A 13,243-nucleotide genomic window follows, 5' to 3' on the forward strand; every position below is an offset into this window, starting at 1 on the left:
CACCCAAAAACTTTTCTTATTTTTTATCAATGAGTTGTTTTCAACCAATCTCTTAAAGGATGCTGTCCCCTGAAAAAACGCCATGCCTGAAGATCTGGCGGGCCTGTTTTGTGCATACTGTTCCGAAAATATTGTCAGGAAATATTGTCAGGCACAGGCGGCGCAGATGCCCTCGGCCTCTATGGTGGAGGTACGGATGCTGAATTTGCGTGCCTGTGTCGCGGCTACCAGTGCATGGACGATCTGGCTGTCTTCAAGTTCGGTGACATGCCCGCATCGTGTGCAGATCAGGAATTGCGCACTGTGGAGATGGTTTTCACAGTCATGTGCGTTGTGAAGCATATGGCGGCAGGCGACGAAGGCTGACAGGCGTTCGATCTTGTGAATCAGGCCGTGTTCAAGCAGGAAATCCAGCGCGCGATAGACGGTGGGCGGGGCGGCCCCCTTCGTATCGCGGCGCAGGCGGTCAAGCAGATCGTACGCCCCGACCGGTCGGTCCGCACTCAGGACAAGCCCCAGCACCTGACGCCGCTGCTGTGTCAGGCGTGCGCCATGGCGACGGCACATGTCATGCGCGCGTTCCAGCATCTGTTCGACCGCGGGGGTAAAGGTCGGGCCGTCACCTGCTGTTCGCGCATCGTCACGACGATCATCATTGCCCATCTGTCCGGCTTGCTCCTGTCATCCCGTGGGAAGGATATACGCCTCAATCCTGCGGTGATGAAGCCCCGGCACTGCGGGCATGGCCTGCGGGGGAACATCTGACAGGTATCGGGGTGTCTCTTGGGCAAAGGATGACACCGGGGAATGCCCATCTTCCTGATGATGGTATGGTCGGGTGGCGTTTTTTAACGTGGCAGTGAACTGTCCCACCACGCCATGATCAGGATGAATACTGTCACCCCCACCTGTATCCCGATCAGTACGCGCCACGACACGACCGGAACGTCCGGTCCGTCGTCCCCGTCCTGCCGTGTCGTGTCGTTGCGTGGTCTGGGTATGCGCATCCGCCGTATCCTGCCATGTCCGGGAAGATCCATACGGTCGCAAAGGGATTAATTTCACGTAAAACCCATGTCCGGGACGGCATGGTGGCATGTCCTGGATGGCGGATGGAAACATGTCCCCCCGACAACCTGTTGAAAGTCATGAATGTTTTTCGTGAATCTTTTTTCGCAAAGCATCAACAGATGTCGCCCCTGTTCCAGAACGGGCGACATCTGGAATTTTCATTTTTCGGTAACGCGGTGTTGGTAAAACTCTTTCAGGCTTCGTCGGACGGAGGCAGCATGTGATAGGTGCGGTTGAAATAGATCAGGCCACCATGGCTGTCCCCGGTGCGCAGGCTTTCCACCGCGCCGAACATCACGCTATGCGTCCCGACCTCCACGATGCGCTCGATCCGGCAGTCAAAGGAGGTCACGGCTTCCGCCAGAACAGGGGCCCCGGTCGTCAGCGTGGCCCAGTGGCCGGAGGCGAAGCGTTCATGCTGCTCCTGTGCGGAGGCGAACACGCCGGAAATCTCCTGCTGTGCTGCGGACAGGACGTTGATGCACATCGCCGCCCCTTCACGAAAGCGCGGGCGGATGCGCGATGCACGGTTGACACAGACCAGCAGGGTCGGGGGGGTGTCGGTGACGGAACATACCGCCGATGCCGTGAAACCGGCCGGGTCCTCCAGCGTGCCGGTCGTCACCACGCTGACCGCCGCGCCCAGTCGCGCCATTGCATCCCGATAGGTCCGGGCGTCGATACCCATACTGTTTCCTGTTCTTCCTGACGTCACATGATCGCGCGTTGATTAAAACATGCCCCTGACGGGGGTTCCGTTTCCTTATTCTGTCATGCTTGAAGAAGATCGACAATTCGGGAGACGCCGTTGCGATGACACATGAAACGCTGCGCATTTCACGTCACGGGCATCTGGGGCGCATCACGCTGGACCGCCCGCGCGCGCTCAATGCGCTTGATATCGGCATGATCGAGGCGATTGCCGCCTGCCTTGCCCGCTGGCGGGAGGATCGCGAGGTCCGCACCATTGTAATCGACAGCACGTCTTCACGCGCTTTCTGCGCCGGGGCGGACCTGCGTGCGCTCATCACGCTGTTGCGGGCCCAGGGGGCCGGGGCCGCGCGCGCGGTTTTTCGCACCAGTTACCGTCTGGTCTCCATGCTGGCGGGATATCCCAAACCGGTCGTCTCCTTCATGGACGGCATCGCGATGGGCGGAGGCATCGGGCTGGGCGGGCATGTACGCCACCGGATTGTGACGGAAACTTCCATCCTTGCCATGCCGGAGGTCGCGATTGCCCTGACCCCGGATGCGGGCGGGTCGTACCTGCTGTCGCGCGCGCCGGGCCTGTCGGGCCTGCGTCTGGCTGTAACGGGGGGGCGGATGGATGGGGCGCAGGCCATCGCATGTGGCTTTGCCGACCGGATGGTACCCTCGTGCGATCTGGCGCAGTTGGTGGATGACCTGGCGCGTCATCCGGCGGGACGTGTGCTGGACCTTGCGTCACATGTGTCGGTGGCCGATGGCGGGTGGGGGGACGTTGCGGGGATTGACGCCGTGTATGATGCACCGGACATGGGGGTGGTGGCCGAACGCCTGCGTAACTGCGATGCGCCGTGGGCGCAGGCCGATCGCGCCGCGCTGGCACAGGCGGACCCGTTCGCGGTAGAACTGGCATGGCGTGCATTTTTCGCGGCGCGGGCGTTGCCAAACCTTGATATGGTGCTGGAGCAGGAGTTCCGCCTTATCTGCGCGTTGATCGAACGCCCGGATTTTGCCGAAGGGGTCCGGGCGCGCCTGATCGACCGCGACAATGCCCCGCAATGGTCCTGCCGTGATGGCGATGCGGTGGATATGCGTCAGGTCGCCGCCTGTTTCGCACCTGCCCCCCTCTCGCTGGACCTGCCTGTCCGATCCCATTCCCAAGGTTGAAGCCCATGCCCTTTTCCCCTGACTATCGTCCTGACACACGGCACATGACCCTTGGGGATGCGTTTTACGATCCGGTGCGACCGGCTGACTTTCCGGCCCATATCCTGCGGTTTCGCAATCAGGACGCGGCGGCGCGCATTGGCCTCGACACGCTGACGGGGGCGGAGTGGATTGCCCATTTCGGTCGGTTCGACCCCCTGCCCGGCAGCCTGCCGCAGCCGCTGGCGCTGCGCTATCACGGCCATCAGTTCCAGTCCTATAACCCCGACCTTGGCGATGGGCGCGGTTTCTTGTTCGCGCAGTTATATGATGCGTGTGATGGGCGGTTGCTTGATATCGGGACGAAGGGCAGCGGTACAACCCCATGGTCCCGTGGGGGGGATGGACGCCTGACGCTCAAGGGGGGCATGCGTGAAATTCTGGCGAGCGAAACGCTGGACGCGATCGGTGTCACCACCTCGCGCAGCCTGAGTGTGATCGAGACGGGGGAGGCGCTGCACCGCGGGGACGAGCCGTCGCCCACGCGTTCATGCGTGCTGGCGCGGCTGGGGCATTCGCATATTCGTATCGGCACGTTCCAGCGCCTTGCCGCGATGCAGGATACGCCATCGCTGCGCCGTCTGCTCGATTATGTGGTGGCGACGTACTATCCCGCCCTGTCGGGCGCGCAAGATCCGGCGGCGGCCCTGTTCGAGGCGCTGTGTACGCGCCTTGCATTGCTGACGGCGCAGTGGATGACGGCCGGGTTTGTCCATGGGGTGCTTAATACCGATAACATCAATATCGCGGGTGAAAGCTTTGATTACGGTCCGTGGCGGTTCGCCACGCATTACGACCCCTCATTCACGGCGGCCTATTTCGATCATTCCGGCCTGTATGCCTTTGGCCGGCAGCCCACGGCGATGATGTGGAATCTGGCGCGGATGGCGGAATGCCTGCTGCCATTTTCGGAAATGGAGAAAATAAGAAGTATTTTTGAAAATTTTCCGCAAAGATACGAAAGATTCCTCGATATTTGTACCCTGCAACGCCTTGGTATAAAGGAAATATCAAGAAATACGTCCACAGAATTGCGCGAATCCGTTTGGTCTTTTCTCGAAGAAAGCACGATCGGGTTTGAATTTCCGTTCTTTGACTGGTATGGTGGTGCCATCAGTCACGACCGTGCCATGTCTGGACCGAGGAAGTATTTCTACGCCTCTCCTTCCTTTCAGACGTTGCGAAGCCAGATCGAAAACCATCCGCCACGTGCGGGTGTCGATGTTACGTTGCCCTATTTCACGCGCGACGATCCATGCACGATGTGGATTGATGCGGTGGAGGACATATGGCGTCCCATCGCCAGCGACGATGACTGGTCCGCGTTCCATGCGACCATGGCGCATGTCGATGAAATGAAGTCCGCCCTTGGCGCGGCGGGGCATGTCCGGTGCGAAACGGATGGAACCCTGCGTGACGCCGGGAATTAAACAGACACCAAGCCATAAGGAACAGGCATGCAGAATTATTCCCCACAATCCCCGGCCGCCCCCTCGGCGCAGCCTGAACCCATTCCCGATCTGTCCGACCTCGAAATCTCGCCCAACGCACAAAAGACGCTCTGGCTCGCAGCCATCGTGGCCGCCATCTGCGGTGGCCTCTATGGCTACGATACCGGTATCGTCTCTGGCGCATTGCTGCTGATTACGCGCGATTTTCACCTCAGCAGTTTTTATCAGGAAATGGTGGCCTCCGCGATCCTGGCGGGGGCGGTCATGGGGTCGTTCATCACCGGGTGGATGTCTGAACGCTTTGGACGGCGTAACTCCGTCATGATCGTCACCGCGGTGTTCGTCACTGGCGCGCTGGCCTGTGCATGGGCACCTGATGTCTATGCCCTGATCGCCGCACGTGTGTTCCTTGGGCTGGCGGTGGGGGGCTCGACGCAGGTCGTGCCGATGTACATCTCTGAACTGGCACCGGCGAAAAAGCGCGGGCACATGGTCACGATGTTCAACATCGCCATCGGTGTCGGTATTTTTGCCGCCAATGTCATCGGCTTTGCCGCGCGTGATGCATGGGGATGGCGCCCGATGGTGGCGATCGCGGCCATCCCGGCGGCGGTTGTCTTTGTTTCCATGTTCTTCCTGCCCAAGAGCCCGCGTTGGGCGGCGGAGAACGAAAGCCTTGATTCCGCCATCGAGCAGTTGCGCCGCATCCGCACCACCCGGCGCGAGATCCGCAAGGAGATCAAGCGTATCCAGGTGACTGCAAATGACGATGCGGCCGCTCATGAGAGTGGCTGGCGTGGGTTGATGCAGTCATGGGTGCGACCCGCGCTGGTTGCCGCGCTTGGTGTTGCGTTCTTTACGCAGGCTGGCGGGCTGGAGATGATGATCTATTACGCGCCGACCTTCCTGTCGGATGCGGGGTTTGGCAGTTCGGCCGCCCTGCTGGCCAGTATCGGCATCTCCATCGTCTATCTGGTCATGACGGTACTGGGGTCGAATATCGTGGATCGTATCGGTCGCCGTCGCCTTGTGCTGGTGATGGGGCCGGGTTCGGTCCTCAGCCTGATCGGGCTGGGCATCATGTTCCTGATCCACCCGGACAAAGGCAGCATCGGAAGCTGGATGATCATCATCTTCATGCTGCTGTTCATGGTGTTCAACGCGGGCGGCATTCAGGTCGTCGGCTGGCTGCTCGGTGCGGAGATGTTCCCCCTGTCGATGCGTGGTAATGCCACCAGCCTGCATTCCGCCATGCTGTGGGGCAGTGACCTGCTTGTAACCAGCACGGCGCTGACGCTGGTGTCCACCATCACGCTGGGTGGGACGATGTGGTTCTATGCCGGGGTTAATCTGGCGTCGGTGCTGTTCATCTATTTCTTCGTGCCCGAAACACGTGGCGCCTCGCTGGAGGATATCGAGGATGCATTGCGCGAGGGACGTTTCCGCCCCACGCGTGAATCCTCCGCCATCGTCGCGGAAGAGGACTGAAAGGGTTAAAGTCCCTGGTGCCGCCTTTTTTCAAAAAGACGGCGTTCCTTGACGCTTTTTGAAAAAAGCTTCACCAGAAACTTTGCTTTCATTTACCGCAGGACGACGTGTTCGCCGTCCTGCGCCGTGGGCAGGCCGAGCACATGGCGGTAGAAATCGAGTTCCAGTTCAAGGGCGCGGCGCACTGTTGCCTCCTTGCGGAATCCGTGCCCTTCCCCTTCGAATTCATACTGTGCGCAGGTGATGCCGCGTTGCCGCAGGGCCCGCGCCATCTCGTCCGCCTGTGCGGGCGGCACCACCTTGTCATCCAGCCCGTGCAGGAACAGGACCGGCACATGGATATCCGCCGCCTGCGTCAGGGGGGAACGCGCGATATAGGTGTCCTCGTCCTGCGGATAGGGGCCGATCAGGGAATCGAGGTAGCGGGATTCGAATTTGTGTGTCTCCTGCGCCAGTGCGCGCAGGTCGGTCACGCCATACAGGCTGGTGCCGGCGGCGAACAGGTCGGAACGCGCCAGCGCGCCCAGCACCGTCAGTCCACCTGCACTGCTGCCACGGATGACGATGCGTTTCGGGTCCACCAGCCCCTGTGTCATCAGGTGCTGGCATGCGGCGATGCAGTCGTCGATATCCACGATGCCCCATTCGCGTTCCAGCCGTTCGCGATAGGGGCGACCGAACCCGGTGGACCCGCCATAATTGACATCCACCACGGCAAAGCCACGTGACGTCCACCATTGCACCTTGAACGAAAATGCCGGGTTCGCCCGTCCTGTCGGCCCGCCATGCGCCATCACCACCAGCGGCGGCAGCGTTCCTGTCACGCCGCAATATCGTGCATTGGCGGGGGGATAGAAAAAAGCATGTCCCGTTCCCGCCGCCGCATCGGACAGGGGGAAGTGGAGGGCCTGTGCATGGGCGATATCATCCGCCGCCATCGGCAGTGTGATCGCCCGGCGCAGGACGGTGGGGGCCTGTCCCGGTGCGCCGCGCATGACCGATGCGGCATCGTCTGGTGGTGTATCCAGCCACGCCAGCATCCCATCCGACAGCGCGACCGGGCATTGTGTGGGGAAATGCAGGTCCACCGGTGTGGCGGCGCCATCGCGCAGGACCAGCATGCGGTTTTCCCCATCGCGGATGGCAAGGGCAAGGATTGATCCATCCGGCAGCGGGCAGTAACTGCGCAGGCCAAAGATCCATTGCGGCAGACCTATTTCCGCCTGCATGGGCACCACCGGTACCGCCGGGGAGGCATTTGCGACATCGAAGCGGTAGAGGTTCCACCATCCGCTGATGTCCGATGATGCCAGCAGGTTCCCGTTCGCCTCCCACCGGGGTTCGATGACGGATCGTGCCGTCCCGTCATCACCCGCCAGCGTCCAGGGGGCGGCAAGGCGGGGCATGTCTGTTCCCTCCTGCAACAGGGAGGCCGCGCGCAGGCGGGTTGCGTCCCATGGCATGTTGGGATGGTCCCACTCCACCCATGCCATAAAGCGTCCGTCAGGCGACGGGCGGGGGCTGGCGAGGAAATCCGGTCCCATCACCAGCGCCGTGCCGCCATTATCCGTGGGGTCTGCATCCGCGCCGCAGTCGAAGGCAACGATGGCGGCTGCGGCCTCCCCATTCGTGTTGTGGTCTTCGCGCACGCAAAAGACGAAACATCCATCCGGGCTGAGTGCGAAATCGGCAAAGCGCAGGCCATCCATTCCGCCAAGCGCACGCGGCGCGGCATCACCGTCGATCAGCCATACCGAACCGTCGGCCCGGTTGCTGAAGACGACCCGTCCCCCCGCGGCGGTATAGGCCCCGCCCCCATATTCATGGACGCGCGTGCCGACATCGAATGGCGGCGGCGTCATGTCGCGCGTGACGCCCGCACGCCAGCGCACCAGCACGCGGCGGCCTGCCTCGGCCGGGCGTCCCTCAATCCAATAGATGTCCGCCCCATCGGCCCGTACGTCCGACAGGCCCAGCGTTGCCCCGGCGACGAGATCCGCGCTGATGGGGGATGGCCATGTGCCATAGGGAAGGGAGGTCCGGTCCACCGGACTGGATGTGCCCGAATTGGATATGCCCGGATTGGATATGCAAGGAGCCATGTTTTATTCCTGCCATCGTCAGAACGTCGTGATAGAACTTGGCATCTGGGGGTGGTGCCGATATTCCCCCTCCTTGTCCCTCATGCACCACACTTGCCACAAGACGGGTAAAGTCCACTGCTTCAGCATTTTGAACAGCTTTTTCAGCATTATGGCTATGGCGTAATCGGCGTTATCGTCATGCTGGAAAGCATGGGCGTGCCGCTGCCTGCGGAAACGCTTCTGATTTCCGCCGCGATCTATTGCGCCAGCACGCATCATATGGAGATCCGCTGGGTCGCCACTGCTGCCGTGCTGGGGGCGATCATGGGCGACAACCTTGGATACCTGATCGGTCGTATCTTCGGCTTTCCGCTGCTGGAACGTCATGGCGCCAAGCTGGGCCTGACGCCAAAACGGCTGAAACTGGGGCGGTTCCTGTTCAAGCGGCATGGGGGAACAATCGTCCTGTTTGGGCGCTTTGTCGCCATATTGCGCGTATTCATTGCCCTGCTTGCCGGGGCGAACCACATGCCGTGGCATCTTTTCCTGGTGTTCAATGCGCTTGGCGGCCTGTTATGGGCGGGGGGATATGCGTTCGGGGCCTATTACCTGGGACATAAGGTGATGCAGATCTCCGGTCCCGTGGGTATCACCTTTGGCGTGCTGGGGGCCATCGGGCTTGTGGCTTCCATTGTCTTCCTGCGTCGCAATGAACAGCGCCTGACCGAAGAAGCCGAAGCCGCCATGGAAAAAGACATGCAGAAATCCGAACAGCAGGACGCCTCATCATGACAGTGCAGTGGGATATCACACAGGCGCCGCGCCTGAAGGGGCAGGTGGCGGTTGTCACCGGGGCCACTGGCGGGTTGGGATACGCCACCGCACAGGGGCTGCTTGCGCGCGGGGCGGAGGTCATCCTTGCGGGGCGCAACCCGGCCAAGGGGGCCGCCGCGCTGGAACGGTTGCGCGTTGCCTGCCCGGATGGGACGGTTGATTTCATGACGCTGGACCTTGCCTCCCTGCACTCCATCGCCGATTTCACGCAGAACCTGTCAGGGCGCACGGGGACGGTCGATATCCTCGTCAACAATGCAGGCATCATGGGGGCACCCCGGCGGCAGGAAACCGTTGATGGGTTCGAACTGCAGTTCGGGACAAACTTCCTCGGTCCGTTCGCCCTGACGGCGCGGCTGCGCCCCTTGCTCTGTGCGGGGCGGAATGGCGCGCGGGTCGTCACGGTCGCAAGCCTTGCCGCGTTGGAGGGCAGGTTGGTGTTCGATGACCTTCAGGCCCGTCACAGCTATACCCCTTTCGGCGCCTATCGGCAGAGCAAGCTTGCCGACCTGATACTTGCCCTCGAACTCGACCGGCAGGCACGCCAGCATGGATGGCCGATCCATTCCATCGCCGCCCATCCCGGCTGGGCCATGACCGATATCGCCACCAGCCGTTCCACCAGCCCGCAGGGATTGCGTGAACGCCTGCTGCGGCGTGCGACACGGGTGGCCTTTACCCTGATGGGACAATCAGCCGAACGTGGTGCGCTGCCGATCCTGTTTGCGGCTACTGCGCCACAGGCGCGTGATGGTGGGTATTATGGGCCCGATGGCTGGGGGGAACGGCGTGGCAACGTGACGGAGGCGGTCGTGCCGCCCGCCGCGCGTGACCTGCAACTGGCACAGCGTTTGTGGCAGGTATCGGAACGGCTGACCGGAACCGTATTGTCATAAGGGGTGTTTACGGGGGCTTTGCCCCAGCCCCCTCAAGGGTCATAGACCTTTGGAAACCATGATTTTCAAATGAATCAGGGGGCAGGGAACGTGTTCCCTGCCGGGTTCGGGTCTGGGCCGCGCCCGGACGTTTCATGCGTGCGATGGTGTATCGGGGGGCACAGAAGAAGCCGTCAGTTTCGTATAAAGGTCCAGTAAAATGGCTGCCGTCCGGCCTTCAGCGCCTTGGCCTCATACCGTGTCGGCGGCCAGCCTTCGGGGCGTTCGAGTACCGGCGGGGCTGTGCGGAATAATGTCTGCGCACCCATCACTTCCTCCACCCAGGCCTGATAGGTGGGATCGTCGCTGGCCACGCGCCAGATTGCGCCGGGTTTAAGGATGCGCGCCATCATGCGCACCGTATCCGGATGGACAAAGCGTCGCTTGGCATGGCGTGCTTTTGGCCATGGATCGGGAAACATGAGGAAGGCGCGCGCGATCGACGCATCGGGCAGTTCACGCAGCAGGATGCGCGCATCTTCGTCCCATATGCGCAACATATCGGGCACCGGCGCATCACCTTCGTGATCGTCGGGGACAAGGCGTGACAGCAGCGAACACAGGCCGTTGTCAAAAACCTCGCACGCGATATAGCCCACATCGGGATGGGTCGTGTGCTGCGCAAGGGAGTGTTCGCCCCCGCCAAAACCAACCTCCAGCCAGATTTCACGTGGGGTGTGGCCAAAGGCGTGGGCCGGGTCGGCCATCGCGGTTGTGGGAAAGCGCATGCGGGGCAGCGTCAGATCAAGCAGGCGCTGCTGGCGCGGACGCAGGGGATGGCCACGCTGGCGCCCGTACAGGCGATCGGGTGACGCCTTTACATCCACACTAGCCGTCATGAAAAAAGTCATCCTTGGTCGGATGCGATGGGGCATTGCCCGCATCGCGTCATGGCGTGACTGGCCCCGCCATCAACGGGACCGGCTACGCCGTCAGGCACTCAGCGGTTGAAGGCGCTGCGCAGGGTGTCGACGAGGTCCGTCTTCTCCCACGTGAAATCGTCCTTCGCCGCGTCGGGCGTGCGGCCGAAATGGCCATAGGCGGAGGTCTGGGTATAGATCGGGCGGTTCAGGCGCAGGTGCTTGCGGATGCCGCGCGGCGACAGGTCCATCACTTCGCGCAGGACACGGCCCAGCTTGTCTTCATCCACATCCTTGCCCGTCTCTGCAAGGTCAACATAGACCGACAGCGGATGCGACACGCCGATGGCGTACGAGATCTGCAGCGTGCAGGCATCGGCCAGGCCCGCCGCAACGATGTTCTTTGCCAGGTAACGGCAGGCATAGGCCGCGGAACGGTCAACCTTCGTCGGGTCCTTGCCGGAGAACGCGCCGCCGCCATGCGGGGCCGCCCCGCCATAGGTGTCAACGATGATCTTGCGTCCCGTCAGGCCGCAATCCCCATCGGGACCACCAATCACGAAAACGCCGGTCGGGTTGACGTAGAATTCTTCTTCCGGGCACATCCAGCCTTCGGGAAGGATATCCTTCACCACGCTGCGCAGGTCTTCGCGGATGGCCTGCTGACTTGCGCCTTCGACATGCTGGGTGGAGATCACGACCGAGGTCGCGCCCACCGGCTTGCCATCGACATAACGCAGGGTGACCTGGCTCTTGGCGTCCGGCTGCAGGGCTGCGGCGCGCGGGTCGCCCGCCTTGCGCAGGTCACGGATGCGATGAAGGATGCCATGTGCGTAATGCAGCGGTGCCGGCATCAGGCTTTCGGTTTCGCGCGTGGCAAAGCCGAACATGATCCCCTGATCGCCTGCGCCTTCGTCCTTTTCGCCCGCGCTGTCAACGCCTACGGCGATGTCGGCGGATTGCGCATGCAGGTAATATTCAACCTCGGCGTTTTTCCATGAAAAGCCCGGCTGGTCATACCCGATGTCGCGCACGGCTTCACGCGCGCCTTCGATCAGTTGCTCTGGCGTGACAGATGCAGGGCCACGCACTTCACCGGCAAGGACGATGCGGTTGGTCGTGACGAGGGTTTCACACGCAACGCGGGATTCACCGTCGGCCGTCAGGAACGCGTCAAGAACGGTATCGCTGATCCGGTCGGCAACCTTGTCAGGATGTCCTTCCGATACGGATTCCGAGGTAAATAGAAAGTCGCCTTTGTTGCGCATGTTAATTCCATAATGTCTGGTAAAAGGACGATGGGACGCCTCGAACACAGGCGTTAAACAGTGCACGGATTTGGCCGAAGTTCCCGTTAGCGTCAAGTTTTTTTGCGGAATACCCCCATCGCGTGCGTGAAATTCACTCCAGACCCAGTACGTTATCCATTGAATACAGACCAGCCTCCCGCGTTCTGCTCCACTGTGCCGCGCGCACCGCGCCAGTGGCATAAATGCGGCGGTTAAAGGACCGGTGGGTCAGAGAAAGCTGTTCATTGGCGGACGTAAAGATGAGGCTGTGTTCGCCCACTACCTGTCCCCCGCGCAGGACGGCGAAGCCGATGGCATCGTCGGCACGCGGGCCGGTATGTCCGTCACGGGCGGTTTCGATATGGTCCTTCAGCACGATGCCGCGCCCGTCCGCCACGGCGTTGCCAATCGCCAGCGCCGTGCCTGAGGGGGCATCGACTTTCTGCCTGTGATGCATTTCCAGTATTTCGGCATCATATTCGCCTCCCGGCAGGGCAGCGGCCATCTGGCGCGCCAGGCGGGTCATCAACGTCACCCCGGGGGAAAAGTTCGCCGCCTGCACCACAGCAATGCGCCGGGCCGCCTGCTCGACCGCCGCCTGATCTTCATCGCCCAGGCCGGTCGTGCCCAGTACCCATGCCGTTCCGGCCTGTGTCAGGGCCTGGGCATGTGCGCGCACGGTTGCGACATTGGTGAAGTCGATTACCACATCGCAGACCTGTGCAAGGTCCGCCATGGAGGTAAAGACAGGACAGGGCGGGGCGATGGTGTCGCCGCCAGCAGGGTCCATGACGCCGTTGCGTGTTGACCCCCCCGCCAGAATGGCGCCAGCCGCCGCGACTTCCTCACGCAGCAGGCGGCCCACCCGACCATTGATCCCGGCAATGCCGATACGCACTGTTTTCGTGTCCATGAAACTCTCCGCCCCGCTGTGATTCTGATAAAACTAACAAAAGTTTCTGGGGGCCGGATTTTTTCACAAAGGCAGCTTTCCTTGAAGCTTTCTGGAGAAATCTTCATCAAAAACTTTTTTCGAAAGTGTATTGGAAATACCCCATTGATAAGGAATGGGAAAATTCAGGCGTTTTCCGGGTCTTTTGAAAATATGATGTCCTGTAAAGAATGTTCCAAAAATATTTTCCATTCCAGTGGGTTACTGGACAAAAATTTCAAACGGCCTTTTGTATTTTCAGGATTTTCGCTGGATTGTCTGTGTAGACAACCTCCATAAGAGAGTGTTTGAAAACAAGTCATTGATAAAAACAGGAAAATTTTTTGGGTGCCGCCTTTCGATCGAAAAAGGCGGCGTCTTTCGAAGCT

13 protein-coding genes are annotated in these 13,243 nt (G+C 61.1%); 5 read left to right on the forward strand and 8 right to left on the reverse strand.

The window, feature by feature from the left end; genetic code table 11:
• Positions 1-147: 147 nt before the first annotated feature.
• The 3 genes from B7G66_RS08465 to B7G66_RS08475 all read right to left on the reverse strand — a co-directional run bounded on the left by B7G66_RS08465 (position 148) and on the right by B7G66_RS08475 (position 1,759).
• Entirely contained in the window at positions 148-663 is a 516-nt protein-coding gene (locus B7G66_RS08465; protein ID WP_003616823.1) for a transcriptional repressor, read from the reverse strand.
• Positions 664-848: 185 nt separating this feature from the next.
• A complete protein-coding gene (locus B7G66_RS17820) occupies positions 849-1,007 on the reverse strand; it encodes a hypothetical protein (RefSeq protein ID WP_003616824.1) in 159 nt (52 codons plus the stop codon).
• Positions 1,008-1,264: 257 nt separating this feature from the next.
• Entirely contained in the window at positions 1,265-1,759 is a 495-nt protein-coding gene (locus B7G66_RS08475; protein ID WP_003616827.1) for a flavin reductase, read from the reverse strand.
• 125 nt (positions 1,760-1,884) lie between these two features.
• Here B7G66_RS08475 and B7G66_RS08480 point away from each other — a divergent pair, with 125 nt between their 5' ends.
• From B7G66_RS08480 to B7G66_RS08490, 3 genes are read left to right on the forward strand one after another with little or no spacing between them, the layout of a single operon-like run.
• On the forward strand, positions 1,885-2,943 hold the full coding sequence (locus tag B7G66_RS08480; RefSeq protein WP_003616828.1) for an enoyl-CoA hydratase/isomerase family protein: 1,059 nt from the start codon (positions 1,885-1,887) through the stop codon (positions 2,941-2,943).
• A gap of 5 nt (positions 2,944-2,948) precedes the next feature.
• Positions 2,949-4,412, forward strand: a complete 1,464-nt coding sequence (locus B7G66_RS08485; protein ID WP_003616831.1) for a protein adenylyltransferase SelO family protein — start codon at positions 2,949-2,951, stop codon at positions 4,410-4,412.
• Between the two features lie 27 nt (positions 4,413-4,439).
• Positions 4,440-5,921 (forward strand): sugar porter family MFS transporter, encoded by a 1,482-nt coding sequence (locus B7G66_RS08490; protein WP_003616832.1) that lies wholly within the window; start codon positions 4,440-4,442, stop codon positions 5,919-5,921.
• A gap of 92 nt (positions 5,922-6,013) precedes the next feature.
• Here B7G66_RS08490 and B7G66_RS08495 read toward each other — a convergent pair whose 3' ends face one another.
• Positions 6,014-8,023, reverse strand: a complete 2,010-nt coding sequence (locus B7G66_RS08495; protein ID WP_003616834.1) for a S9 family peptidase — start codon at positions 8,021-8,023, stop codon at positions 6,014-6,016.
• A 180-nt stretch (positions 8,024-8,203) separates the two neighbouring features.
• Here B7G66_RS08495 and B7G66_RS08500 point away from each other — a divergent pair, with 180 nt between their 5' ends.
• Together B7G66_RS08500 and B7G66_RS08505 are read left to right on the forward strand one after the other, a co-directional pair.
• Positions 8,204-8,797 carry a DedA family protein gene (locus B7G66_RS08500; protein WP_003616838.1) on the forward strand — a complete coding sequence of 198 codons (594 nt, stop codon included), beginning with the start codon at positions 8,204-8,206 and terminating at the stop codon, positions 8,795-8,797.
• Positions 8,794-9,735 (forward strand): SDR family oxidoreductase, encoded by a 942-nt coding sequence (locus B7G66_RS08505; RefSeq protein WP_003616840.1) that lies wholly within the window; start codon positions 8,794-8,796, stop codon positions 9,733-9,735. The genes B7G66_RS08500 and B7G66_RS08505 overlap by 4 nt, the downstream gene beginning before the upstream one ends.
• Positions 9,736-9,908: 173 nt before the next feature.
• On the opposite strand, the gene trmB is transcribed toward B7G66_RS08505, so the two are convergent.
• From trmB to B7G66_RS18390, 4 genes are all read right to left on the reverse strand, one after another.
• Complete coding sequence (trmB, locus tag B7G66_RS08510) at positions 9,909-10,613, reverse strand: tRNA (guanine(46)-N(7))-methyltransferase TrmB (RefSeq protein ID WP_040510317.1); 705 nt, start codon at positions 10,611-10,613, stop codon at positions 9,909-9,911.
• A 101-nt stretch (positions 10,614-10,714) separates the two neighbouring features.
• Positions 10,715-11,902, reverse strand: coding sequence for a methionine adenosyltransferase (gene metK / locus B7G66_RS08515; RefSeq protein WP_003616845.1), 1,188 nt, complete (start codon positions 11,900-11,902; stop codon positions 10,715-10,717).
• A gap of 133 nt (positions 11,903-12,035) precedes the next feature.
• Complete coding sequence (gene dapB / locus B7G66_RS08520) at positions 12,036-12,836, reverse strand: 4-hydroxy-tetrahydrodipicolinate reductase (RefSeq protein WP_003616846.1); 801 nt, start codon at positions 12,834-12,836, stop codon at positions 12,036-12,038.
• Positions 12,837-13,000: 164 nt separating this feature from the next.
• Positions 13,001-13,243, reverse strand: a 243-nt coding sequence (locus tag B7G66_RS18390; protein WP_206778188.1) for a hypothetical protein, incomplete at its 5' end; no start/stop codon positions are given.

Source organism: Novacetimonas hansenii JCM 7643 (assembly GCF_000964405.1).
GTDB lineage: Bacteria > Pseudomonadota > Alphaproteobacteria > Acetobacterales > Acetobacteraceae > Novacetimonas > Novacetimonas hansenii.